The organism is Endobacterium panacihumi, from assembly GCF_050847465.1.
Taxonomy (GTDB): domain Bacteria; phylum Pseudomonadota; class Alphaproteobacteria; order Rhizobiales; family Rhizobiaceae; genus Neorhizobium; species Neorhizobium panacihumi.
The window spans coordinates 77,475-100,774 of the sequence record NZ_JBOZRA010000006.1; the positions used below are offsets into that span (position 1 = coordinate 77,475).

At 60.3% G+C, this 23,300-nt stretch carries 27 protein-coding genes and 2 pseudogenes; 19 read left to right on the forward strand and 10 right to left on the reverse strand.

Translation table 11 applies throughout. The features are described from left to right. The first annotated feature begins 13 nt into the window (after nt 1-13). The 10 genes from ACRQ1B_RS22110 to ACRQ1B_RS22155 all read left to right on the forward strand — a co-directional run bounded on the left by ACRQ1B_RS22110 (nt 14) and on the right by ACRQ1B_RS22155 (nt 8,715). Nucleotides 14-826 (forward strand): IclR family transcriptional regulator, encoded by an 813-nt coding sequence (locus ACRQ1B_RS22110; RefSeq protein ID WP_432296252.1) that lies wholly within the window; start codon nt 14-16, stop codon nt 824-826. Nucleotides 827-1,011: 185 nt separating this feature from the next. Beyond that, nucleotides 1,012-1,749 (forward strand): helix-turn-helix transcriptional regulator, encoded by a 738-nt coding sequence (locus ACRQ1B_RS22115; protein WP_432296253.1) that lies wholly within the window; start codon nt 1,012-1,014, stop codon nt 1,747-1,749. 406 nt (nt 1,750-2,155) lie between these two features. Beyond that, entirely contained in the window at nt 2,156-3,301 is a 1,146-nt protein-coding gene (locus ACRQ1B_RS22120) for an Mrp/NBP35 family ATP-binding protein (protein WP_432296254.1), read from the forward strand. 87 nt (nt 3,302-3,388) lie between these two features. Beyond that, on the forward strand, nt 3,389-4,363 hold the full coding sequence (locus ACRQ1B_RS22125) for a magnesium transporter CorA family protein (protein ID WP_432296255.1): 975 nt from the start codon (nt 3,389-3,391) through the stop codon (nt 4,361-4,363). Nucleotides 4,364-4,631: 268 nt separating this feature from the next. Next, a complete protein-coding gene (locus tag ACRQ1B_RS22130) occupies nt 4,632-5,807 on the forward strand; it encodes a cell wall hydrolase (protein ID WP_432296550.1) in 1,176 nt (391 codons plus the stop codon). 229 nt (nt 5,808-6,036) lie between these two features. After that, on the forward strand, nt 6,037-6,381 hold the full coding sequence (locus ACRQ1B_RS22135) for an AtpZ/AtpI family protein (RefSeq protein WP_432296256.1): 345 nt from the start codon (nt 6,037-6,039) through the stop codon (nt 6,379-6,381). A gap of 83 nt (nt 6,382-6,464) precedes the next feature. Further along, a complete protein-coding gene (locus ACRQ1B_RS22140; RefSeq protein ID WP_432296257.1) occupies nt 6,465-7,217 on the forward strand; it encodes a F0F1 ATP synthase subunit A in 753 nt (250 codons plus the stop codon). A gap of 69 nt (nt 7,218-7,286) precedes the next feature. Then, nucleotides 7,287-7,514 (forward strand): F0F1 ATP synthase subunit C, encoded by a 228-nt coding sequence (locus tag ACRQ1B_RS22145; protein ID WP_028750571.1) that lies wholly within the window; start codon nt 7,287-7,289, stop codon nt 7,512-7,514. Between the two features lie 88 nt (nt 7,515-7,602). Continuing rightward, nucleotides 7,603-8,226, forward strand: a complete 624-nt coding sequence (locus ACRQ1B_RS22150; RefSeq protein ID WP_432296551.1) for a F0F1 ATP synthase subunit B — start codon at nt 7,603-7,605, stop codon at nt 8,224-8,226. 3 nt (nt 8,227-8,229) lie between these two features. Further along, nucleotides 8,230-8,715: a F0F1 ATP synthase subunit B gene (locus ACRQ1B_RS22155; RefSeq protein WP_432296258.1), complete on the forward strand. Its 486-nt coding sequence runs from the start codon at nt 8,230-8,232 to the stop codon at nt 8,713-8,715. Nucleotides 8,716-8,917: 202 nt separating this feature from the next. On the opposite strand, the gene ACRQ1B_RS22160 is transcribed toward ACRQ1B_RS22155, so the two are convergent. Continuing rightward, entirely contained in the window at nt 8,918-9,196 is a 279-nt protein-coding gene (locus ACRQ1B_RS22160; protein ID WP_432296259.1) for a winged helix-turn-helix transcriptional regulator, read from the reverse strand. A gap of 153 nt (nt 9,197-9,349) precedes the next feature. On the opposite strand from ACRQ1B_RS22160, the gene ACRQ1B_RS22165 reads away from it, so the two are divergent. Continuing rightward, nucleotides 9,350-9,793, forward strand: coding sequence for a hypothetical protein (locus ACRQ1B_RS22165; RefSeq protein WP_432296260.1), 444 nt, complete (start codon nt 9,350-9,352; stop codon nt 9,791-9,793). Nucleotides 9,794-9,803: 10 nt separating this feature from the next. On the opposite strand, the gene rnhB is transcribed toward ACRQ1B_RS22165, so the two are convergent. Beyond that, a complete protein-coding gene (rnhB, locus tag ACRQ1B_RS22170) occupies nt 9,804-10,472 on the reverse strand; it encodes a ribonuclease HII (protein ID WP_432296261.1) in 669 nt (222 codons plus the stop codon). Between the two features lie 144 nt (nt 10,473-10,616). Continuing rightward, the gene (locus ACRQ1B_RS22175) at nt 10,617-11,774 is read right to left on the reverse strand and encodes a PA0069 family radical SAM protein (protein WP_432296262.1); all 1,158 of its coding nucleotides are present in this window, start codon (nt 11,772-11,774) and stop codon (nt 10,617-10,619) included. A gap of 132 nt (nt 11,775-11,906) precedes the next feature. Here ACRQ1B_RS22175 and ACRQ1B_RS22180 point away from each other — a divergent pair, with 132 nt between their 5' ends. Further along, nucleotides 11,907-12,419 carry a glycosyltransferase family protein gene (locus ACRQ1B_RS22180; RefSeq protein ID WP_432296263.1) on the forward strand — a complete coding sequence of 171 codons (513 nt, stop codon included), beginning with the start codon at nt 11,907-11,909 and terminating at the stop codon, nt 12,417-12,419. Between the two features lie 17 nt (nt 12,420-12,436). Here the strand turns inward: ACRQ1B_RS22180 and ACRQ1B_RS22185 are convergent, their stop codons facing one another. The 3 genes and pseudogenes from ACRQ1B_RS22185 to ACRQ1B_RS22195 form a co-directional block, all read right to left on the reverse strand. Continuing rightward, nucleotides 12,437-13,336, reverse strand: coding sequence for a 4-(cytidine 5'-diphospho)-2-C-methyl-D-erythritol kinase (locus ACRQ1B_RS22185; protein ID WP_432296265.1), 900 nt, complete (start codon nt 13,334-13,336; stop codon nt 12,437-12,439). Between the two features lie 264 nt (nt 13,337-13,600). Continuing rightward, a pseudogene (locus ACRQ1B_RS22190) lies at nt 13,601-15,445 on the reverse strand (tetratricopeptide repeat protein); the annotation flags it as partial. Between the two features lie 146 nt (nt 15,446-15,591). Further along, nucleotides 15,592-16,608, reverse strand: a complete 1,017-nt coding sequence (locus ACRQ1B_RS22195; RefSeq protein WP_306834592.1) for a polyprenyl synthetase family protein — start codon at nt 16,606-16,608, stop codon at nt 15,592-15,594. 102 nt (nt 16,609-16,710) lie between these two features. Here ACRQ1B_RS22195 and ACRQ1B_RS22200 point away from each other — a divergent pair, with 102 nt between their 5' ends. The 4 genes from ACRQ1B_RS22200 to ACRQ1B_RS22215 all read left to right on the forward strand — a co-directional run bounded on the left by ACRQ1B_RS22200 (nt 16,711) and on the right by ACRQ1B_RS22215 (nt 18,928). Next, nucleotides 16,711-16,941 (forward strand): putative signal transducing protein, encoded by a 231-nt coding sequence (locus ACRQ1B_RS22200; protein ID WP_432296268.1) that lies wholly within the window; start codon nt 16,711-16,713, stop codon nt 16,939-16,941. Then, on the forward strand, nt 16,938-17,756 hold the full coding sequence (locus tag ACRQ1B_RS22205; RefSeq protein WP_432296269.1) for a tRNA1(Val) (adenine(37)-N6)-methyltransferase: 819 nt from the start codon (nt 16,938-16,940) through the stop codon (nt 17,754-17,756). Before ACRQ1B_RS22200 ends, ACRQ1B_RS22205 begins: the two co-directional genes overlap by 4 nt. A gap of 89 nt (nt 17,757-17,845) precedes the next feature. After that, complete coding sequence (locus tag ACRQ1B_RS22210) at nt 17,846-18,709, forward strand: S49 family peptidase (RefSeq protein ID WP_432296271.1); 864 nt, start codon at nt 17,846-17,848, stop codon at nt 18,707-18,709. A 24-nt stretch (nt 18,710-18,733) separates the two neighbouring features. Beyond that, nucleotides 18,734-18,928, forward strand: coding sequence for a hypothetical protein (locus ACRQ1B_RS22215; protein ID WP_432296273.1), 195 nt, complete (start codon nt 18,734-18,736; stop codon nt 18,926-18,928). Nucleotides 18,929-19,038: 110 nt separating this feature from the next. On the opposite strand, the pseudogene ACRQ1B_RS22220 reads toward ACRQ1B_RS22215, so the two are convergent. Both ACRQ1B_RS22220 and ACRQ1B_RS22225 read right to left on the reverse strand, forming a co-directional pair. Next, nucleotides 19,039-19,248, reverse strand: a pseudogene (locus ACRQ1B_RS22220) (type II toxin-antitoxin system RelE/ParE family toxin); the annotation flags it as partial. Then, a complete protein-coding gene (locus ACRQ1B_RS22225) occupies nt 19,248-19,538 on the reverse strand; it encodes a hypothetical protein (RefSeq protein ID WP_432296275.1) in 291 nt (96 codons plus the stop codon). The pseudogene ACRQ1B_RS22220 and the gene ACRQ1B_RS22225, both read right to left, overlap by 1 nt. Nucleotides 19,539-19,652: 114 nt before the next feature. On the opposite strand from ACRQ1B_RS22225, the gene ACRQ1B_RS22230 reads away from it, so the two are divergent. Further along, nucleotides 19,653-19,883, forward strand: coding sequence for an AbrB/MazE/SpoVT family DNA-binding domain-containing protein (locus tag ACRQ1B_RS22230; protein ID WP_432296277.1), 231 nt, complete (start codon nt 19,653-19,655; stop codon nt 19,881-19,883). 134 nt (nt 19,884-20,017) lie between these two features. Further along, nucleotides 20,018-20,974: a glycine--tRNA ligase subunit alpha gene (locus tag ACRQ1B_RS22235; protein ID WP_432296279.1), complete on the forward strand. Its 957-nt coding sequence runs from the start codon at nt 20,018-20,020 to the stop codon at nt 20,972-20,974. A 16-nt stretch (nt 20,975-20,990) separates the two neighbouring features. Here ACRQ1B_RS22235 and ACRQ1B_RS22240 read toward each other — a convergent pair whose 3' ends face one another. Further along, entirely contained in the window at nt 20,991-21,281 is a 291-nt protein-coding gene (locus tag ACRQ1B_RS22240; protein WP_432296281.1) for an addiction module antidote protein, read from the reverse strand. Next, complete coding sequence (locus tag ACRQ1B_RS22245) at nt 21,278-21,583, reverse strand: type II toxin-antitoxin system RelE/ParE family toxin (protein WP_432296283.1); 306 nt, start codon at nt 21,581-21,583, stop codon at nt 21,278-21,280. The genes ACRQ1B_RS22240 and ACRQ1B_RS22245 overlap by 4 nt, the downstream gene beginning before the upstream one ends. 299 nt (nt 21,584-21,882) lie before the next feature. Here ACRQ1B_RS22245 and ACRQ1B_RS22250 point away from each other — a divergent pair, with 299 nt between their 5' ends. Next, a complete protein-coding gene (locus tag ACRQ1B_RS22250; RefSeq protein WP_432296285.1) occupies nt 21,883-23,136 on the forward strand; it encodes a 3-phosphoshikimate 1-carboxyvinyltransferase in 1,254 nt (417 codons plus the stop codon). Nucleotides 23,137-23,300: the final 164 nt, after the last annotated feature.

Sequence of the window (23,300 nt, forward strand, 5' to 3'; positions counted from 1 at the left end):
AAAGCGGCACGACATGGCGGGGCAAACTCACGAAAATGCAGCTTCGGCACGCGATACAGGCACGCTCGGCAAGGCGATGTCGCTTGTCGAGATGGTGGCGGATGCGCCTGAGCCCTTGCGCTTCACCGATATTCTCAACGCTTCCGCACAGCCACGCGGCACGCTGCACCGCCAGTTGCGGCATCTGGTGGAAGAGGGGCTGATCGAGCTCGATCATGACGGTGCCTATGTGCCGGGCCTGCGCCTGCTTCGGTTTGCCGCGCGGGCCTGGTCGCGCAACGAATTCCGGCAGCTGGCGGCACCGCATCTGCAGGTGCTGCATGACGCCACCGGTGAAACCGTGCATCTGGCGCTGTTGCGCGGTGCCGATGTGATCTATCTCGACAAGGTCGAGGCGCGACAGGCGGTGCGCATGCATTCGCTGATCGGCAATGCCTCGCCGGCCTATTGCACCGGCGTCGGCAAGGCGGCGCTTGCCATGCTTGCGGATGAACAGGTACGGGGGCGTCTTGAAGGCGTCTCGTTCGAACGCTTCACCGACACCACCCACGCCAGTCTCACGTCTCTGCTTGTCGATCTCGGCAGGATAAGAGAGCGCGGTTTTGCCTATGATCTGGAGGAGCATCAACAGGGCATCCGCTGTGTGGCTGCCTCGATCCACGTGCCTGAACAGGACATTCTTGCCGGTCTCTCCGTCACCGCGCCGGCTTACCGTGTGGGCGACGGCATTCTGGACGCCTGGTCGGTCCCGCTTCTCAAGGCGGCGGAAGCGATCGCGCGCGATGTTGGCGCGGGACTGGGGCCGAGGCACGGGCATGCGCAGTAAATTCCCCGTAATTTTACGGAGAAACTGTAAGTAATGTTTGCAAATCTAATCATGTATCATCATTGTCGCTCGTATTGCGAAGAGAGTGATTATCGTTTCGTGACGAGCTGACCGAAAGTCGAATGGGGGCGCTTGGGGTCTGGCCGGAGTTTTTATCTGGCCATGCGAAGGCGAAAAGACGAAAAATGAGACAAGTCGATATGGAAAATCTAGGCGCAGCCGCAGCCGGGGGTGTCGATATTGCCGAAATTCCTGCGCTGAAAACACAGTTTGATGTCTTCCGCTTCATGAAGCGGCTGACGGAGACCTATCGACAGCGGGCATTCATGGTGATGAACCTGCCTTCCGCCACAGCCACTGAACTGGCCGGCAATACCATCATCACCAATTGGCCTGCCGAACTTTTAACCGCGTTCGATCAGGCGAAGATGCTGGCCAACAGCACGCTGCTGCGCAAACTGCGGCGCACATCGGCACCGTTCGCCTATGACCTCGATCAGGTCATCAAGGGCAGCGGCAATGCTGTCGCCAAAAGCATGTTCGACCGCTTCAATCTGGTGCGGGGCGGGTATTTTCCGGTGCATGACATTTCTGGAAATCGCGGCGTCGTCTCGATCATCGGGGACGGCCCGGCCTTTTCGAAACAGCAGATGATGGAGCTGATGTATGTCTCCATCCACGTGTTCGAGCGCCTGTCCGATATCCGCAGTCTCGATGTCAAGGTGACTGAACAACTGAGTGACCGCGAACTCGATTGCCTCAACTGGACAGCCGCCGGCAAGACCAGCAGCGAGATAGCCGGAATCCTCGGCCTCTCCGAACACACGGTCAATCATTACCTCAACCGCGCCACCAAGAAACTGGATACCGTCAATCGCACGCAGGCTGTGGCAAAAGCGCTACGCGTAGGACTGATCAAATAACCACCTATTGCACTGCAATATTGGTATCATTCTGCTTAAAAAACAGACGCATCCCGCGGTGCAATATTCGCAATGCGGAATATATTTCGCGGTGCCGGAATTAACTTTCTGATTTACAACGTTATTTTTGCTATTGAACAAACTGGCACGATCCCTGCATTATTGTCTGCAGGTCCAGAGGGGACTGGAAGCGCACCAAGAGGCGCGACAGAAGAAAAGAACCGTCGTCGGTTGCCAGTGCGCCTTTCATGGCCTTGCACGGTAACCGGCGGCGGTTCTTTTTTGTCTCCCTGTTTATTTGGCCGTTCTCCTTTATTTGCTTCATGGCAATCACGACCTATAAGCCTCACTGTATAGCGGCGCAGCGCATCGTTGCGTTTTGGAATGGATGAAGAGGTCGTCGATCATGGCAGAAGTCACCAAAGAGCAGGTTCTCGAAACCCTTTCGAAGGTGCGCGGCCCGGATCTCGAAGGCGATATTGTTTCGCTCGGCATGGTCTCGGATGTCTTCATTTCCGATGCAAAGGTCTATTTTTCCGTCAGCGTGCCAGCCGAACGCGCCAATGAACTGGAACCGCTGCGTGCCGCTGCCGAGCGGATCGTCAAGGCCATTCCCGGTGTGAAGGGCGTGCTGGCCACGCTGACCGCCGATCGCAAGGCCGGCTCCGCCCCGCCACCGCGCCCGCAGCCATCGGCCCCTGCGGGCGGCCACCCGCACCCGCCAGCCGGCGGCCAGCCGCGGCCCGCAAAATCCGGCGTACCCGGTGTCGGCGCCATCATTGCGGTCGCATCCGGCAAGGGCGGGGTCGGCAAGTCCACCACTGCCGTCAATCTGGCGCTTGGCCTGCAGGCAAACGGCCTGCGTGTCGGCCTGCTCGATGCCGATATCTATGGCCCCTCGGTGCCGCGCCTTCTGAAAATTTCGGGACGCCCCGAACAGATCGATGGCAAATACATCAAGCCGATGGAGAATTACGGGCTGAAAGCCATGTCGATGGGTTTTCTCGTCGACGAGGAAACCGCGATGATCTGGCGTGGACCGATGGTGCAGTCGGCGCTGTTGCAGATGCTGCGCGAAGTCGCATGGGGCGATCTCGATGTTCTCGTCGTCGACATGCCGCCAGGCACCGGTGACGTGCAGCTGACCATGGCGCAGCAGGTGCCGCTCGCCGGTGCCGTCATCGTCTCGACGCCGCAGGACCTGGCGCTGATCGATGCCCGCAAGGCCGTCAACATGTTCCGCAAGGTGGAAATCCCGCTTCTCGGCATCGTCGAGAACATGAGCTATTTCCTCGCGCCCGATACCGGCAACCGTTACGACATTTTTGGCCATGGCGGCGCAAAAGCCGAAGCGACCCGCATCGGCGTGCCCTTCCTTGGCGAAGTGCCGCTGACCATGGAAATCCGCGAGCGCTCCGATGCCGGCACACCGGTTGTCGCTGCCGTGCCGGATGGTCCGTCGGCTGTCATCTACCGCGATATCGCCGCTGCCGTCTGGGCGCAGGTCTCGGGTCGGCCCCAGCGCAAGGCTCCGGCAATCGTCTTCGAATAACGGCGGTCAAGGAGAGGGCGGGAACCGTCGCCCGTCTTCGTCGTTCTTTGCCATCGTATATGCCGGTGACGCCGTGGAGAAACTGTCTTGATCAATGCCTATCATTCTCACGGTTCGGTCACGGCGCTTGGCGTTGAAGCAAATCCGTCCGCACTTGCCGACGATATCGTCTGGCTCGATCTGCTCGACCCGACCCCGGAGGAGGATCGGCATGTCGAGCAGCTTCTCGGCATAGAGATCCCGACGCGCGCCGAACTGAAGGATTTCGAGCCCTCCAGCCGGCTTTATATCGAAAAGAACGCGGTGTTCATGACCGCCTCGCTGGTCTGGAAAGCGGATTCGGAAACGCCCGAGATCACCGACATCGCCTTCATCCTCACGGCCGGCAAGCTGGTGACGGTGCGTTATGCCGATCCGAAATCGTTCAAGCTGTTCACCGCCGAATTGTGCCGCAAGCCCGCAGAGGCGCCATGGGTGGGCAAGATGCTGCTCGCCCGCCTGCTGGAAACCATTGCTGACCGCACGGCGGAAATCCTCGAGACCGCTGTCGTGCATATCGACGAGCTTTCGAAGGAAATTTTTCGCCCGCGCGCCACGCGCCGGCCGCCGCAGTTTCTCGAAAACAAGCTTGCCGATATCGCCGCCCATCACCGGCTGATCAGCAAGGTGCGCGACAGTCTCGGTTCGCTGTCACGCATGCTGACCTTTCTGCTGAACGTGCCGCAGATCCATCACCACCCGGAAATCGAGGACCTGTGCAAGACGGTTGAGCACGATATTGCCACCCTCTCGGAACATGCCGGTTTCGTGTCCAGCAATATCGGTTTCCTGCTTGATGCCTCGCTCGGCCTGATCAGCGTCGAGCAGAATTCCATCATCAAGATCTTTTCGATCGCCTCCGTCGTTTTCCTGCCGCCGACGCTGGTCGCCTCCATCTACGGTATGAATTTCGAACACATGCCGGAACTCAGCTGGACGATCGGTTACCCTCTGGCTTTGTTCGCCATGGTTCTGTCCGCCGTCATCCCGTTTTTCTTCTTCCGCTGGAAGGGCTGGCTGTAACGGCCCCGGCGGGACATCTCCGAGCCGATAACCGCACGGTTTTTCTTCACATTTTTGTCTCTTATGCGGCGTGGCCAAAAGGTCACGTCGCGCTGACGTTTGTGTGAAAACGCTAAAACGCCATGGTTTGCAGGGCTTGAGCCCGGAGGCGTTAACCGCTCATCAAGGTTAATGATTCATCTTCAGGGCATCGATTTGCCTTCGCCTGCTTTGTGTTTTGCCAGCGGCCTGCCTTGTGGAGTACCCGGTTTTGCGTTCGATCAGCGTTTTGCGTCGCAAGTCCTCGTTCCGTATGGAAGGGTGGACATCCCCCGCCGTCTTCGGCCTCGCCGCCTGGCTCGTCTTCCCAGCCGTTCCGTCGAATGGCGATCTCACCGATCTTCTGTCTGGCTTCGAGCGTGACGGCGCCCAGTGGCGCATGGTCATGACCAATTCGCCCGCCGGCTCCACCCATGATGCCGAACTGGCGTTTCCAAATGCCCGCGACGCCGGCATGCAACTGCCGGATGGCCGCAAGGTCGCCTTTGTCGGCAATGGCAAGCCGAACACGGAAAAGGACAATCCCGGCGACGGCACGACCGACGAGGAGCGCGTCAATCGTGGTGCCAAGAAGGGCCGTGTGATGGCGGTGGAGCGCATGCTGCCGCCCAAGGCATTTACCGCCGGCTCCGTTCTGCAGCGCACCAGCTATCTGTTCAGCAAGCCGGAAAAAGGCACGGAAAAGGTTGCCTTCGTGAAGCCGAAGAAGGGCGAAAAGAGTGTCGAGCTTGCGGCCTTCTATTTCCGCAAGAAGGAAGACAAGCTGATCGAGGGCGGCATGGACCCGATGATCGCCAAACTGGTCACCAATACCAACCCGGATATTCTCGCCACCGCCTATGCGCCGGCCAAGCCGGATTATTCCCGCCAGTCGCCATTCGATGCCATCCTGACCGATCCTTCGAAATCCGGACCGAATGCCGGTCGTTTCGTGCCCGAGATCGGCCCCAAGGATCACGCCTGGGCGGCAACGGCACTTCCGGCGGCCGCTTTTACGCCGAAGGAACAGCAGTGCCTCGCCTCCGGCATCTATTTCGAAGCGCGTGGGGAATCGGTGAAAGGGCAGGCGGCGGTCGCGCAGGTCATTCTCAACCGCGTCCGCAACCCGGCCTACCCCGACACGATCTGCGGCGTGGTTTACCAGAACGAGGATTGGCGCAACCGCTGCCAGTTCTCCTTTGCCTGCGACAACATCAAGGATCGCGTCCGCTCGGAAGAACACTGGAAGATGGCGCGCGAGGTTGCCATGGCCGTGACTGCCGGCAAGATCTGGCTGACCGAAGTCGGTTCCGCCACCCATTATCATGCCGTTTATGTGCGCCCGGGCTGGGCCCGTTCCATGCAGAAGGTAGGCCGCATCGGCCTGCATGTCTTCTACCGCACCTATGGCGGCGGCTGGAGCTGAGGTGTCACCGATTCTCCCGCCAGATTGGCGCCGAGTCTTGTGAAAACATCTAAGCATCTGATTTCCATCGGTTAATTTGTACTGGATGAAGCACTTGCAACGCCTTGACTATGCGGGCGTGCAAAACTATGTTGCGGCGACTTCAAAACGGGCCTTCAGGCGCGATTTCCTTGGCTCAGGCATCTCTGGACCGGCTTGCCGGGATGGTGATGGGGAGAGGATGACGCGAATGACGGATGACCGGGACGAAGGTCTGGAGCAGCGCCGAAAGCGCTTGACCGCGGAACTTGCGGAAAAGCGTGCGGACGACGCGGCAGGGGTGGTGAGGGAAGAGCAGTCGGAGGCGAGCCGCAAAGGCATGGCCCTCGGACTGAAAATATCCTCCGAATTCATAGCTGCGATCGCGGTTGGCGCTATGCTGGGCTACGTCCTTGGGCTGGTTTGGCCGGCGTCGAAGCCGTGGGGGCTGATTATCCTGCTCCTTCTTGGTTTCTGTGCAGGTGTGCTGAATGTACTTCGTTCGGTCGGAATGGTGGCGCCGTCACCGTTTTCCGGCAAGGATGATGCCAATTGAGACTGAATGACGCGGTGCCAAGCCGTTTCGTTGTAATAGAGAATACAAAGCGCGATATGCGCGGCGAAGGAAGAGGGTAAGCGGTGGCAAACGATCCGATCCATCAGTTCCAGATCTCCAAGATCGTTCCGATCGAGATCGGCGGCGTCGACCTGTCGTTCACCAATGCATCGCTGTTCATGGTCGCCACCGTCGCGGTCGCAACCGGCTTTCTGTATTTCGCTTCCGCCTCCAAGAGCCTGATCCCGGGCCGTGCGCAGTCGGTTGCCGAAATGTCCTATGAATTCATCGCCAACATGCTGCGCGAAGGCGCGGGCAGCCACGGCATGAAATTCTTCCCGCTGGTCTTCTCGCTGTTCATGTTCGTTCTGACCGCGAACCTGCTCGGCCTGTTCCCGTATTTCTACACGATCACCAGCCAGATCATCGTCACCTTCGCGCTCGCCGTTCTCGTGATCGGCACGGTCGTCGGTTACGGCTTCTACAAGCACGGCCTGCACTTCCTGAAAGTGTTCGTGCCGTCGGGCATTCCGGGCATTCTTCTGCCGCTGGTCGTGCTCATCGAAATCATTTCCTTCCTGTCGCGTCCGATCTCGCTCTCCGTTCGTCTTTTCGCGAACATGCTCGCAGGTCACATCACGCTCAAGGTTTTCGCAGGCTTCATCGTTTCGCTCGCGGCTCTCGGCCCGATCGGTATCGGCGGCGCAATCCTGCCCCTCATCATGACCGTTGCCATCACCGGTCTCGAATTCCTCGTCGCCTTCCTCCAGGCCTATGTCTTCGCGGTACTGACTTGCATGTACCTCAACGACGCAGTTCACCCCGGCGGGCACTAAGGATAACTACCCATTGGCGTCCTGAAGGCGTCAGTCATCAGCCGCAACACCCATTCTAAGGAGATCATCATGGAAGCGGAAGCAGCAAAGTTCATCGGCGCAGGTCTCGCTTGCTTTGGTATGGCCGGCACGGCCCTCGGCCTCGGCAACATCTTCGGCAGCTACCTGTCGGGCGCCCTGCGCAACCCGTCTGCCGCTGACAGCCAGTTCGGCCGTCTGGTATTCGGCTTCGCCGTTACGGAAGCTCTGGGCATCTTCTCGCTGCTCATCGCTCTCCTGCTGCTTTTCGCAGTCTAATTCGCGGCGAATTGATGCATACGGATGGCGGCGGCTCCTTTGAGGGTGGCCGCCATCTTCGATATTCGAATTCCACCTGGAGGTGATGATGTTCGTGACACCGGCACATGCGCAGACCGCGCCGGAAGCCACACAGACGCCGGCTGCACCGGGCGCCGCTCCCGCGGGCGAAGTGCATACCGAAACTGGTGTTGCTCATGATGACGCTCATGCAAGCGGCGTATTCCCGCCCTTTGACAGCGCCCATTTTGCTTCGCAGCTTCTGTGGCTCGTCATCACTTTCGGCGTATTTTTCCTTCTGATCCAGAAGGTTCTCGGCCCCCGTCTGGCTGGCATCCTGTCGGATCGCCATGACCGCATCGCCGCCGACCTTTCCGAGGCAAACCGTCTGCAGGCCGAAGCCGACGCAGCCGTCGAGACCTACGAAAAGGAGCTGGCCGCTGCGCGCGCCAAGGGCGCCGGCATTGCCGATGCTGCCCGCGAAGCCGCCAAGACCAAGGCAGCGAGCGACCGCGCCGCCATCGAAGCGGAACTGTCCGAAAAGCTCGCAGCCGCCGAAGCCAGCATTGGCGAGATCAAGGCAAAGGCTTTTGCCAACGTTGGCGACATCGCGTCGGACACCGCTTCCGCCATTGTTGATCAGCTGATCGGCGCCAAGGCCACGGATGCCGACATCAAGACCGCGGTTGCTGCCGCCAAGCAGGGAGCGTGATCCATGGCTTTTGATGCAACATTTTACGCTCTCGTCGGCCTGATCCTTTTCCTCGCGCTCGTTGCCTATCTCAAGGTTCCGGGCAAGATGGGCCACTCGCTCGACAAGCGCGCCGACAACATCCGCGAAGAACTCGACGAAGCCAAGCGTCTTCGCGAAGAAGCCCAGGCGCTGCTGGCTGAATACCAGAAGAAGCGTAAGGAAGCCGAAGAAGAAGCAGCCGGCATCGTTGCCGCTGCCGAACGCGAAGCAGCAGCCCTGACCGCAGAAGCAAAGCAGAAGACGGAAGAATTCGTCGCCCGCCGCAACGCGCTTTCGGAACAGAAGATCCGCCAGGCCGAAGCCGACGCGATCGGGTCCGTCCGCGCCGCTGCCGTCGACCTCGCAGTCGCCGCCGCCGAACAGGTGATCGCCGCCAAGACCGACGCCGCCACCCGCAACGCGCTGTTTTCGGACGCCGTCGCCCAGGTGAAGACGCGTCTGAACTGATCGATCCGATCAGAGTAAAAATTTGAAAAGCCGGGTGGTGACGCCCGGCTTTTTTGTGCTTTGTGGGGATCGTGTCGTCTTTGCTCGGTTTCAAAGCCGTACTGCGATGCCCACGCCATGATTTCCGGCCGATTTTGGGATCGGCCGATGCCTTGTTGGCAGTCCTGTTATCCATGGATGGATCGGGTGCCGCACTATCACCTCATCTGGGCGGATGAAGTGACGTCCATGTGCAGAACTGATGTGCCGTTTCCAGCAGATCACGACCCGCAGGGGTCAGATTATACTCCACATGCAGAATGGATTCGTCATATTCGTGACGCAGCAAAAGCCCTTCCGCGATCAATCTGCGCAGCGTGACGGTCAGCAGTCGATGGCTGATGCCGTCGATCTTGCGCTGGAGCGCATTGAAGCGAAGTGTGCCCTCCTCAATCGCCTCGAGGACAGGCAATGACCACTTGGCGGCAGACAACGAGAGCATTTGCCGGGCGCGTAACGTATTGTCGCTATCGCCCTGATTTTCCTCGGAATGAGGCGCGCTCGCCCCCGTCTCCACACCGGGCACCTTAAAGTGCGTACTGGCGGATGGTTCGCTGCAGCTTGATATTGGGGACTTCAACAGAAAGGGACCTCTATGATTTTGAAAACATACGCGAGGCTATTTGTTCGCTCGCTTGATGATGCCTTGCCTTTCCTTGAAAAACTAGTCGGCCGCCCGGCGGACCTCCGCTTCTGGTCAGACGACCCCAAATTGCTCCAGTCAATTGCAGGAGACGGCGCAAAACCGCATTCGGACCTGGCAGATGTCGAACAGGCCGCCATCGGCGATTTTCTGGTCATCGCTGGCGACGAGAATTCGCTTGCATTGGCGCGCAAGGCAGCCGGACCGGTGATCGTGGATGATCTCCAGCAAACAACGGACGCTTTGGTCATGGCCGGCGCTGTGGTCGTGCTGCCATCAACTGCCGTGGAGACCGGCGTGTTCAACTATATCCGACATCCGGACGGGATGTTGGTTGAGTATGTGGAGTGGAAGCCTGAACTCGTCGCACGGATGATTGGTAAACCAGGGGCCTAGCCGGGTGAATCTAATCCAGCACCACTCCATCCTTCTTCAGTGGCCGAAAACTCATCCGGTGCAACACACACGGGCCATGCTCGATGATGGCGCCACGGTGCTGCGCCGTGCCATAGCCGGCATGCCCCTCAAACCCATAGGCGGGCCACACAGCGCCGGCGCGCGCCATCATGCGGTCACGCGTCACCTTGGCGACGATAGAGGCGGCGGCGATCGAGACGGAGCGGGCATCGCCCTTGATGACGGCGCGGCCGGTGCAGGTGATGCCGGGCACGACGTCGCGACCGTCGGATAAAACGAGGGCAGGGGGCGTTTCCAGCCCCGCCACGGCGCGGCGCATGGCATCCAGGCTGGCGCGCAAAATATTCATGTCGTCGATGCGTTGTGGGCCGGATGAGGCAATCGACACCTGCGCCGTGGCGATGATCGCGTCGAACAGTTTTTCACGCTGTTTCAGGCTGAGCTTTTTACTGTCGTTCAGTCCCGCCGGAATGTTTTCAGGGTCGAGAATGACGGCAGCGGCAACGACCGGTCCGGCCAAAGGTCCGCGTCCGGCCTCGTCGGTGCCGGCGACCGGCCACAGGCCTTCCGCGCGGGCGGCCTCCTCTATGCTGAAATCGGGTTTCAGCGGCAGAGGATCAAAGAGTTTGGGAGAATCGGGCGGCGTGCTTTTTTTCATGGCGGCGAAAATCGCACGCCGACCCGATCTCCTGCAAGCCCCGGCATAACGGCGGCAACGTTTCCCGCAAGGGGGAGAGCGGGGCCGGGGCAATTCGACACGGAAAGCGGCGGTGGACCGTGTCGAAATTCTTGAAATGCGTCTTTACAGCAGCGACAGCTGCACGCCGCCTCCATCAGGCCGCACGAACAGATCGTCACGCAGAGACATGCCGCGCCGTGCCATACCGAGCCGTTTGGTCGCCATCTCGAAACGGCGGCCGATCTGCCAGGCATAGGGGCCGGCGCCCTTCATGCGCTTGGTGAAATCGGCGTCGTAATCCTTGCCGCCGCGCATCGAGCGCACGAGGTTCATCACATGCCGGTAGCGGTCCGGATAGTTTTGCAAGAGCCAGTCGCGAAACAGCGGGCTCACCTCCAGCGGCAGGCGCAGAAGCACATAACTCGCCTCGCGCGCGCCGCTCGCATGGCCTGCCTCCAGCACGCGTTCGATCTCGTGGTCGTTGAGCGCCGGGATGACCGGCGACATCATCACCGCTGTCGGGATGCCGGCTTCGGTCAGCGCCTTGATGGTTTCCAGACGACGCGACGGCGTAGCAGCGCGCGGCTCCATGCTGCGCGCCAGCTTGCGGTCGAGCGTCGTCACCGAAATGCCGACCTTGGCCAGACCCTTGGCCGCCATGTCGGAGAGAATGTCGATGTCACGCGTGATCAACGATCCTTTTGTGACGATCAGAACCGGATGCCCGGCCTTCTGCAGCACTTCGAGGATCTGCCGCATGATGCGCCATTCCTTCTCTATCGGCTGATAGGGATCGGTATTGGTGCCGATCGCGATCGGCCGCACCTTGTAATCCGGGCGGCTGAGTTCGCGTTCCAGCAGGCGCGGCGCATCCGGCTTGGCAAACAGTTTTGCCTCGAAATCGAGCCCGGCAGAGAGGCCCATATAGCTGTGCGTCGGGCGCGCAAAACAATAGATGCAGCCATGCTCGCAGCCGCGATAGGGATTGATGGAACGGTCGAAGCCGATATCCGGGCTGTCGTTGCGGGTGATTGCCGTACGCGGCTTTTCCACCTGCACTTCGGTGCGGAACGGTTCCAGTTCTTCCAGCGACTGCCAGCCGTCGTCAAACGTCTCGCGGCGCTGTTCCTCGAAACGGCCGCTCGGGTTGATGCCCGCGCCGCGTCCGCGCCGGCGGTCGATCTCGATCCGAAGACCGGAAGCGTTCACCAGTGCGTTGGCAATATCTGCCGTATGGCCAGGTGCAAGCGCACCCTGCCTCAAATCTGACAGCTCGTTCATCGGAATCTCCCGCAGGCGGCGATGCGCCGCTGCAATGACAAAATTCCTATCGAAGAAAACGGAACATTGCAAGAACAAAAATGCGAGATCCTGCGAGTGGCGTTTCGTGCCTTTATGGGCTAACTGTCACAAATGCTGACTGTCATCATGGAATGCCGCGATCAGGAAACGGAACTGGCGCAGACCCTGTCTGTGCTTGTGGCGGGCGCCGTGGAGGGGCTTGTGAGCGATGTGGTGATCCTCGATCACGGCTCTCGCGATGGCAGCGCGCGGGTGGCGGACGCGGCCGGATGCCGTTTCCATAACCATTGGGATATCAAGGACATCCTGCGTTCCGTGCGCGGCGAATGGCTGCTTCTGATGGAGCCGGGTGCGCGCCCGCAGATGGGCTGGATCGACGAGCTGGGCGAACATCTGGCGATGAACAGGCAGGCGGCGAAATTTTCGCCGTCACGCAATCATCTGCCATCCTTCTTCAAGCGGTTGAGCCGTCGTGTTCCGCCTCTGGAATATGGTTTCGTTCTGCCGAAATCACAGGCGATGGCAATCGCCAAATCGGGCATGCCGCTGGAGCAGCTGGTGCAGAGACAGAAGACGTTCATGCTGATCAGCGAGATGGTGCCGGCCTGGGCGGCGCGCAAATAGCCGCGCGCTGACGGGCCTTATCCGACCCCGCCCGGCACGGTGGATGTCGCGCAAAAATACCAGTCGGGACGCGCGCTGCTTAATGCCGCTGCGGCAGTCTGGGCCTTTTCCCCATTCTCGAAAATACCGAAACAGGTGGCGCCCGAACCGGACATACGCGACAGCAGCGCGCCCTCGGCATCGAGCATGGCGCGCAGTGTGGCGATCTCCGGCACCAGCATCGTTGCTGCCGGTTCCATATCGTTGCGCAACGCGGCCAGACAGTCGATCCAGTCCCCAAGGTCGGTGGCGGCGGGCAGCGCACTCACAGGTGAGTTGTCGCGCCGTTCCAGTGCCTTGAAGATGGCGGGCGTCGAGACGCCGATCAACGGATTACCGAGGACAAGCGCCATGGCCGGCATCTGCGGCAACACGCTTATCTGATCGCCGATGCCGCGTGCCGCAAGCGGCCTGCCGGAAAAACACATCGGCACATCGGCGCCGAGGGAGAGGAGCAGGGCCTGTCCCTCCTGCGGCTCCAGATCGGCGTTCCAGACGCGCATCAGGCCGTGCAGGGCGGCGGCGGCATCGGCAGAGCCGCCGCCGATACCGGACGCGACGGGCAGGTTCTTGTCCAGATGAATGGCAACGGGGCCGGTGATGATACCGGCAGCGGCGAGGCGCTGACGCAACCCGTCACGCGCCTTCAGCACGAGGTTGTCGGACGGGTCACCAAGGGCTGCGGCAAACCGGCCTGAGATGGAAAACCGGTCCTCGGCGGCAGCGGAGATGTCCAGCCGGTCGCCGGTATCGCAAAAGGTCACGAGACTGTCGAGCAGGTGATAACCATCGGCACGCCGGCCGGTGACATGCAGCGCCAGATTGATTTTCGCACGCGCCAGTTCGCTCGCCTGCGTCACCGTGGGTATTACGGTCATGCCTCGCCTGCCGCGTCAGTTGCCAGTGGCGGGGGGAGTGGCGGCTGGCGTGGCTGCCGGTGCTTCACCCGGCAGGTCGAGAACCATGCCCGGAAAGATCCGGTTCGGGTTGCGGCGCAGTGCCGGGTTGGCACGGATCAGCTCCATCACGCGGTCGCCATCGCCCAATGCGTCATTGGCGATCTTCCACAGCGTGTCGCCCGCATTCACCGTATAGCTGTTTGCCTTCGGCGCGGCATCGGCCGCCGGCGTCTCGGCCGTTGAAGGCGTGGCCGGTGCCGGATTTGGCGGCGTCACCATGGCGGTCTGCGTTTCGGTTTTTGCCGGTTCCGTCACCGTGGTTTCGGCGCGCTTGATCGGCTCGGCAGGCGGCAGGCCGTTGTCGATCTTCGCCTTGATTTTTGGAATTTCCGCTTCTTCCGGCTCCATGGTCAGCGCGCGCTTCCACTGGTAATTGGCTTCCAGCTTGCGGCCCACGCGCCAATAGGCGTCGCCCAGATGGTCGTTGATGGCGGCATCGCCGGCGCGCAGCTGCACGGCGCGCTCCAGTTCCGTCACCGCCTCATCGAACTGGCCGAGACGATAATAGGCCCAGCCGAGCGAATCGACGATATAACCGTCATCCGGCCGTGCATCGACGGCCTTGCGGATCATCGTCATGCCCTCATCGAGATTGCGGTTCATGTCGACGAAGGAATAACCGAGATAGTTCAGAACCTGTGGCTGTTCCGGGTTGAGCTCCAGCGATTTGCGGAAGGCGGGTTCGGCCTTGTCCCACTGCTTCAGGCGCTCATAGGCAATGCCCTGCTGGAAAAAGATCGTCCAGTCTGCCGGGCGTGCGATCGGGCCGACGACTTCGACAGCCTTGTCGTAATTCTCCGCCATGGCCTTGAAATCCTTGGCGTCGGAAAGAACGCTGCCATAGGCGAGATAGCTGCGCAGATCGGTCGGATCGGAAGCGATCAGGTTCTTGAGATGCTCGCGGGCTTCGTCCACCTTGCCGGTCTGGGCAAGGGTGAGGCCAAGCTGCAGCTCGGAAATGCGGCGCATCGGCGAATCCGCCGGCACCTTGCCATAGAGTTCGATTGCCTGTTTCGGCTGTTCCAGCTTTTCGGCAATACCGCCGAGCATGATCAGCGTGTCGGCGCTTTTCGGGTCCAGCGCATGCGACATGTGCAGGTAGAGCGAGACCATTTCTTCCGCGCCCTGGCGGTTCAGCGCGCCGCCGACGGAAAACAGCACGGCAGCAGCACCTTCGGTGGCGGTCGTTACCTGCTGGGCAGGCTTGTCGCCGCCCTCGATGCTCTGGCGCAGGGCCTTGAGCGGCGCGTAATTGCTAATCAGGCGGTCGCCGACGGCAATCGTGTCGAGCGCCTTCTGCTTGTTGCCCTGGCTGGCTTCAAGTCGCGCCAAGGCCATGATCGCGCGCATGAACGTGTCGGGCGTGGTGGCGACGCCATCATCGTTGGTGATCGCCGCCGTCAGGCTGGAGCGGGCGGTATTGATGTCTCCGGAAACCAGCGCCATGGCGCCGAGATGATAATCGGTAAACACCTTGAACCAGGCCGGACCCTTCATGCCACGCACCAGCGTCAGGGCTTCCTTGCCCTTGCCGGCGCCGACGCGTGCCCAGGCTGCCAGCAGCGTATGGGTGATGCGGTCGAGATCGTTGGATCCCTTATAGGTGAGAAGCTTTTCGGCCTCGGTGAACTTACCCTTGCGGATATCGTCCAGCCCGCGCACGATGGTGGTGATGCGCTCCACCGCCTCATCGGCCTTCAAATCCTGTGCAATCGGCAGTGCGCCATCGAAATCGCCGCTCATCAGAAGCGACAGCATCAGCCGCTCGCGGATTTCCGTATTGGCCGGCTCCAGTTCCAGCGCCTTGCGATAGAGCGTGATGGCGTTCGGATAATCGTGGTCCACATCGGCCGTGCGTGCGGCCAGGAATGCGCCGGAAAAGGTGTTGACCTTGCCGGCATCAAACGCCTGGGCCTCTTCGGTCGCCGGCTTTTCAGTGCCGGCAGCGGCAAGCGCCTGACTACCCAGCATGAGGGCTGCGGCGAAAGCCGCGCCGGAAAGCAGACGAAGGGCGAATTGCTGCCGCATAAAAGTGCCTCTCATGAAAAGCGCAGGGCGACAGAATGGCCGCCGAAGGTACATGTACCGATGATTCACGATAGAATGGCTTTTTTGAAGCAGGTCCGCAAGAATATCGCGGAACCTGCCTTATCCGTCCAATGCGTCGAAAGGGATCAGTTCACCCGGTCGATGCAGAAGTCGATGACTTCCAGAAGCGCTGATTTGTAAGCGGAATCAGGCAGGGGGGCCAGCGCATCGCTGGCAATCGTGCCATAGTGCTTCGCTCGCGCAATCGTGTCCTTGAGGCCGTTATATTTGGTGATCAGGGCCAGTGCTTTCTCGAGGTTTTCCTCGGTGCTCTCGCCGTTTTCGATCGCCTGACGCCAGAAGGCGCGTTCCTCGGTCGTGCCGCGACGATAGGAAAGGATCACCGGAAGGGTGATCTTGCCCTCGCGGAAATCGTCGCCGACATTCTTGCCGAGTTCGGCAGCCTTGCCGCCGTAATCGAGCGCATCATCGACCAGCTGGAAGGCAAGGCCGAGGTTCATGCCATAGGAACGCAGCGCGCTGCGGGACGCCTTGTCGGTGGCGGCAATGATCGGGCCCACTTCGGCGGCAGCGGCAAACAGGGCCGCCGTCTTGGCGCGGATGACCGAAAGATAGTCGTCCTCGGTGGTTTCCATGTTCTTGGCGACGGAAAGCTGCAGCACCTCGCCCTCGGCAATGACAGAGGCGGCGGTGGCGAGCACGTCGAGCGCTTCCATGGAGCCGACTTCGACCATCATCTTGAAGGCCTGGCCGAGCAGGAAGTCACCGACCAGAACGCTTGCCTGGTTGCCCCAGATGGTGCGGGCGGTGGATTTGCCGCGGCGCAGATCGCTTTCGTCCACCACGTCGTCATGCAGAAGCGTGGCCGTGTGCATGAACTCGACCGAGGTGGCGAGCTTTACATGGCCTTCGCCCTCGTAGCCGAACATGGCGGCGGAGGCGAGCGTCAGCATCGGCCGCAAGCGCTTGCCACCGGACGAGATCAGGTGGTTGGCAACCTCCGGGATCATCTGTACGTCGGAGCCGGCCTTCGACAGGATCAACTGGTTGACACGCTCCATGTCGCCCTTGGTCAGATCAACGAGGGGCTTGACCGAAGCCTGTTTGTTCTTGCTCTCTTCGAGCGGAATGACGACGCCCAAGAATGCGTACTCCTGTTCAAATTTTGCCGGGGACCATAGAAAGGGCGGGGTGAACCGGCAAGGGGCAAAAGGCTCCGTACCGGTGATTTTGAGGGAATTGTGATGAAAGAACTGATCCGCACCAACGATGTCGTACTCTTGTCCTTCGCCGAGAGCCTGATGCGGGACGCCGAAATTCCCTGCATGATCGCCGATCAGTCGATGAGCGTGCTGGAAGGTTCGCTCGGTCTTTTGCCCAAACGCCTGCTGGTGGCGGAGGAATTGGCCGAAGAGGCGCGCCGTCTCCTCATAGATGCCGGGCTGGAAGCGGAATTGCGGGACGAAAAGAAGTGAGCAGCGAGAAACCTGCGCCCAAGACCGAAACGCTTGACGCCTTTCACCGCGGCGCTTTCCATGTGCTGCAGCCAAAGGGCGAGGGGCATCGCTCCGGCGTGGATGCCATGCTGCTTGCCTCGCTGGTTGCGGAAGAAGGACCGATCACGGTCGCCGATCTCGGCGCCGGTGCTGGTGCGGCCGGCATGGCGGTGGCCTCGCGTTTGCCGAATGCTGACGTGACGCTGGTGGAACGGTCACCTTTGATGGCGGACTATGCCCGCCGCAGTGTGGCGCTTGCCGAAAATACCCACATGGCAGGCCGCGTATCGGTGATCGAAACCGACGTGACCCTGACCGGCCGGGCGCGCGTTGCCGCCGGTCTGGCCGATGACAGTTTTCGCCACGTCATCATGAACCCGCCCTTCAACAATGCCGATGACCGCACCACCCCTGACAGACTGAAGGCCGAGGCGCATGCCATGACCGACGGCCTGTTCGAAGCGTGGATCCGCACCGCCGGCGCGATCATGATGCCCGGCGGACAATTGTCGCTGATCGCCCGGCCGGAATCGGTTGCAGAAATCATCGCCGCCTGCGGTAAACGCTTTGGCGGCATCGAGATGACGCTCGTCCATCCGCGCCCGGATGCGGATGCAACGCGCATTCTCCTCACCGCCATCAAGGGATCGAAGGCGCGCCTCATCTTTCGCGCACCGCTTTTCCTGCATGGCGAGGACGGGCATGCCTTCCTTGAACGTGCCGACGATCTCAACAATGGCCGCACCGCTTACCAACGGCGGATCAGCCGGCAGGCCCGTGTCGGGCACGTGTGACGGTAATTTGACATGCCTATGGAACGCAGTGATTGCGCTTGCCGTTCAAATCCCTACATGAACAGCTGTTCGATTTGGAAGGAAAAGACATGGCCGGATTTCTGACACGCCTGCTGCCGAAGCGCCTGCGCAAGAAAGGCGTTTCGATCCCTGTCGTGCGCCTGCACGGCACGATCATGGCAGGTGGCAGCCAGTTCCGGCCGGCGCTCAACATCGCAACCGTGGCGCCGCTTCTGGAAAAGGCGTTTGCAAAAAAGGATGCGCCGGTTGTCGCCATCTCCATCAATTCGCCGGGCGGTTCGCCCGTGCAGTCGCGCCTGATCTTCCAGCGCATCCGCTCGCTGGCGGAAGAAAAGGACAAGCGCGTCCTGATGTTCGTGGAGGATGTCGCAGCGTCGGGCGGTTACATGATCGCGCTCGCGGGTGACGAAATTTTTGTCGATCCGACCTCGATCGTCGGTTCGATCGGCGTCGTGTCGGGTGGTTTCGGCTTCCCCGAGATGTTGAAGAAGATCGGTGTCGAGCGCCGCGTTTATACGGCCGGTGAAAACAAGGTCATCCTCGATCCTTTCCAGCCGGAAAAGGAAGGCGATATCGAATATCTCAAAACCCTGCAGCTGGAGATCCACAAGGTCTTTATCGACATGGTAAAGATGCGCCGCGGCGAACGTCTGGCAGACGAAGACACGATATTCTCCGGCCTGTTCTGGACCGGCCTTCGCGGCGTCGATCTCGGCCTTGTTGACGGCGTCGGAGAGATGCGCGAAACGCTGAAACGCCGCTATGGCCCGGATGCCAAGCTGGAACTGATCGGCGGCAGCCGCAACCTGTTCGGCCGAAAGGTGCCGGGCGTGGTGTCGCAATCAGGTGCGGCTGAGATGGTGGCAGGTGCGGCCTCGGGGCTGGCGGCGACGCTTGAAGACAAGGCGATGTGGAGCCGTTACGGGCTTTGATGATAAGGGACGTCTGAGGGGACAATGGCGCAAATCATATTCCTGGCTATCCTCGTGGTGGGCGGCTGGATAATCTACAAAAAATTCGTCGGCGACGCGGAAAAGCTGACCGCGCGCTCGAAAAAGGCCGAGCGCGAACGCCAGACCGGCGCCATGGGCACGCTGGAAAAGGACCCGGTGACGGGGGAATACCGGGTCAAGCGCGAGGAAGAGGAATAGGGTTCAGCTGCGGTCCTTGATGCGGGATGCCAGTCGGCGCCGGCGTAGGAGAAACATACAATCCGCACCGTCGCCGTCTCGTCATTGACGAGAAAGCAGATTACCGCCTTTTCCGCCGCCACGAGGGTGCGCAAACCGGGCCTCATGTCATAGCGGGGCGTGCTGATTTTCGACTGCTCCGCCAGCCGGTAAACAGTCGCTTCGATCTCGGAAATCTTTCGGTCAGCCACGGCATCACCTGCATAAGCGGCGATGAACGCGTGAACTTCATCAAGTTCGGCAACGGCTGCATCATGATATTCCAGCCGATACGGTGTCATTATCTGGCCTGACGTTTTTCCGAAATCCGGGCTCTGAGGCGGTCGAAAAGATTATCCTCGTCCATCGAGATCCATTGGTCATCGGGACCATCCAGCCGCTCCCGGATGATATCGGCCATGGCCATGACGGAATCAAGCTGCTCCTGCGCCAGCTCATTCTCCGTCCGCATCAACTCATCCAGTCCGGCCTCGACGACCTTTTCCACGGATGGAAACTGCCCGTCTTCGACCTGCTGTTCGGCATAACGCATATAGCGGTCCGACAGGGTGATGGTGTTCTTGATGGTCATGGCGGTGGCTCCGGAATGTTTGCAGAATACCCGGTGTGGCGGCGTTTTAACAGCGATCCTTCACCGTGTGGCGGCCGGTGATATAAATGGCGGTATCCAGTTTGGAGAACTCCCATGCGCGTAACCCGATGGAATGATGCGCTTGCCGTCCAGATCCCTGACGACGTTGCCAAATCGCTCGATTTGAAGGAGGGCGATGAGGTGGAAATATCCTTGGTGTCCGCAAGGACTAAGCCTCGAATTTCCGAAGAGGAGCGCCAACAAGCGCTTGAACGTATCCGCTCTACGAAGTGGAAGCTTCCCGAAGGCTGGAAGTTTGATCGTGACGAAGCCAATGAGCGATGATGATGGCCTCATCATCGATACCACCCTGACGATCCAGAACCCCTTCCGTTGACCGCCCGCCTGATAAAACCTTGACCCCCGCCGCCTTGCGTGGCACTCGTCCGCATCCTCAATCAAACGATGCCGATATGCCCATGACCGATCTGCCCGAACACATGGACCCCAAGCGCTCCTTTCAGGCGCTCATCCTGACGCTCCATAACTATTGGGCCGATAAGGGTTGCGCCGTTCTGCAGCCTTACGACATGGAAGTCGGCGCCGGTACCTTTCACCCGGCCACCACTTTGCGCGCCCTTGGGCCCAAGCCCTGGAAGGCCGCTTATGTGCAGCCGTCGCGCCGCCCGTCGGATGGCCGTTATGGCGAAAACCCCAACCGGTTGCAGCATTATTACCAGTATCAGGTCATCCTGAAGCCGAACCCGTCCAACCTGCAGGAGCTTTATCTCGGCTCCCTGAAGGCGATCGGCCTCGATCCGCTTCTGCACGATGTGCGCTTCGTCGAGGACGACTGGGAAAGCCCGACGCTCGGCGCCTGGGGTCTCGGCTGGGAATGCTGGTGCGACGGCATGGAAGTCTCGCAGTTCACCTATTTTCAGCAGGTTTGCGGCATCGAATGCTCGCCCGTCGCCGGTGAACTGACCTATGGTCTGGAGCGCCTCGCCATGTATGTGCAGGGCGTCGACAATGTCTACGACCTCAACTTCAACGGTCGCGAAGGCGAAGAGAAGATTTCCTACGGCGACGTCTTTTTGCAGGCCGAGCAGGAATATTCCCGTCACAATTTCGAGTTCGCCAATACCGAAATGCTGCATCGCCATTTCATCGATGCAGAAAAGGAATGCCTGGCACTGCTCTCCGCCGGCGCGCCGGTCGAAAATGCCAACCAGATGCTGCATAAATGCGTCTTCCCGGCCTATGACCAGTGCATCAAGGCATCCCACGTCTTCAACCTGTTGGATGCACGCGGCGTGATTTCGGTCACCGAGCGCCAGAGCTATATTTTGCGCGTTCGTACATTGGCGAAGGCTTGCGGCGAGGCGTTTTTGCTGACGGATGCCGGTGGTGCGAACCTGGGCGAGAAGGCGGCTTAAGGCTGCCTTTTTCCATTCAGGCCGCGTCGTTCTTTTCCAGAGACAGGCGAAACCCGAGAGCCTGCACGACCTTCTGCACGGTCTCATAACGCAGCTTCGATCCCGATTTCAGGGCCTTGTAGAGGCTCTCGCGGCCAAGGCCGGAAAGCTCGGCTACCTGCGTCATGCCGCGCGCCTTGGCCACATGGCCGAGCGCGGCGATGAACACGTCCGGGTTTTCATCCTCCATCGCCAGTTCGAGATATTCCAGCATCTCGTCCGGGCTGTCGAGATAATCGGCAATATCGAAAGGGTTTGTCTCGTTCATGGCCGGGTTTTCCCGAGTATTCCTGCAAGCTCTATTGCTCGCCGGATGTCACGTTTCTGCGTAGATTTGTCGCCGCCGATCAGCAGCAGGTAGATGCTCTGATCCCGGCCCGTATCATAAATGCGGTAGCCGGGCCCGGAATGGATGCGCATTTCAAAAACACCGCCGCCCACCGGTTCGCAATCGCCGAAACTGCCCTGTTCGGCAGCGGTCAGTCGGGCAAGGATCCGCAGTTTTCCCGTCCGGTCCTTCAGTGATCGCAGCCAATCATCGAACTGCGTCGATTTTTCAAAGCTGTTCATTGTTCTGTATCTGATCGGATACGGATTTTCAATATCATGTCAGGCGCTAGCAGTGTCGGCAGATAAATGTTCAATAACGCGCTGAGTGCCGTGGACATATCTTCAGGATCGGGGGGAGTATCCGCATAATCGACACGGGCGTCACCGATGCCTGCCATTCCCGGTGCCAAGTTCCATCCCGGTGGTCCCCGGTGCTTCCCCTTTCGACAACGACGGTTTAAGACGCTGCCGACATGATTTTGTTGGCCTGAAAGCCCTGCCGCCGGATTGGCGGAAGACCGGCGAGAGACTTGATAAAAATGCCCAAGGAAAAGCTGACCATCATCCCCCATCCGGCGCCGCTGTCCGGCCGTGCCGTGCCGCCCGGATCAAAATCGATCACCAACCGCGCACTGCTGCTGGCAGGTCTCGCCAAGGGCACCAGCCGGCTCACCGGCGCGCTGAAAAGCGATGACACGCGCTATATGGCGGACGCCCTGCGCGCCATGGGCGTGACGGTGGAGGAACCGGATGCAACCACTTTTGTCGTCACCGGCAATGGCGAACTGAAGGCACCGTCCGACCCGCTCTTCCTCGGCAATGCCGGCACCGCCACCCGCTTTTTGACTGCCGCCCTTGCGCTCGGCCATGGCCGGTATGTGGTCGATGGCGACGAACATATGCGCAAGCGCCCCATCAAGCCGCTGGTCGATGCGCTGAAATCGCTGGGCGTCACGATCGACGCCCCCACCGGCTGCCCGCCGGTCACCATCGATGCCAACGGCACGTTTGCCAGCAACAAGGTCGTCATCGATGCCGGCCTGTCCAGCCAGTATGTCTCGGCCCTGCAGATGGCTGCCGCCTGCGGTTCCGAACCTTTCACCATCGAGCTTGCCGGTGCCGATATCGGCGCGCGCGGTTATATCGACCTGACGCTTGCCGCCATGCGTGCCTTTGGTGCCAAGGTTTCGCAGCCGACGCCATCCTCGTGGGTGATCGAGCCGACCGGTTACATCGCTACCGATTTCGTTGTCGAGCCGGATGCGTCCGCCGCCACCTATCTCTGGGCCGCCGAAGTGCTCACAAAGGGAAAGATCGATCTCGGCGTTGCAAATGAAGAATTCACCCAGCCCGACGCCAAGGCTTTCGACGTGATCCGCCAGTTCCCGAACCTGCCGGCCGAAATCGACGGCTCGCAGATGCAGGATGCAGTGCCCACCATCGCGGTACTTGCCGCCTTCAACGAAACGCCGGTGCGTTTTGTCGGCATCGCCAACCTGCGCGTCAAGGAATGCGACCGTATCCGTGCCGTCTCGACCGGGCTCAATAATATCCGTGAGGGGCTTGCCACCGAAGAGGGTGACGATCTCATCGTCGCCTCCGATCCGTCGCTGGCCGGTCAGACCTTGCCGGCATCGATCGACACCTTTGCCGATCACCGCATCGCCATGAGCTTTGCGCTGGCGGGCCTGAAGATCGGCGGCATCACCATTCTCGATCCGGATTGCGTGGGCAAAACCTTCCCGGAATATTGGGATGTCCTGTCTTCTCTCGGTGTTTCCATCAAGGATTGATCCTTTCCGGTTACGGACGGGGAGGCCGGTGGTCGTCTCCGTCTTTTGCGTGGCCCGACACGGCCGTGAACATTGCGTGTCGGGGCGGCTTCTTTCCCAATCGAAGTGGTGACTTTTCTTCCCCGGCTTGATAAGTCCGCCACAACCATTCTTAAGCGCAAAGA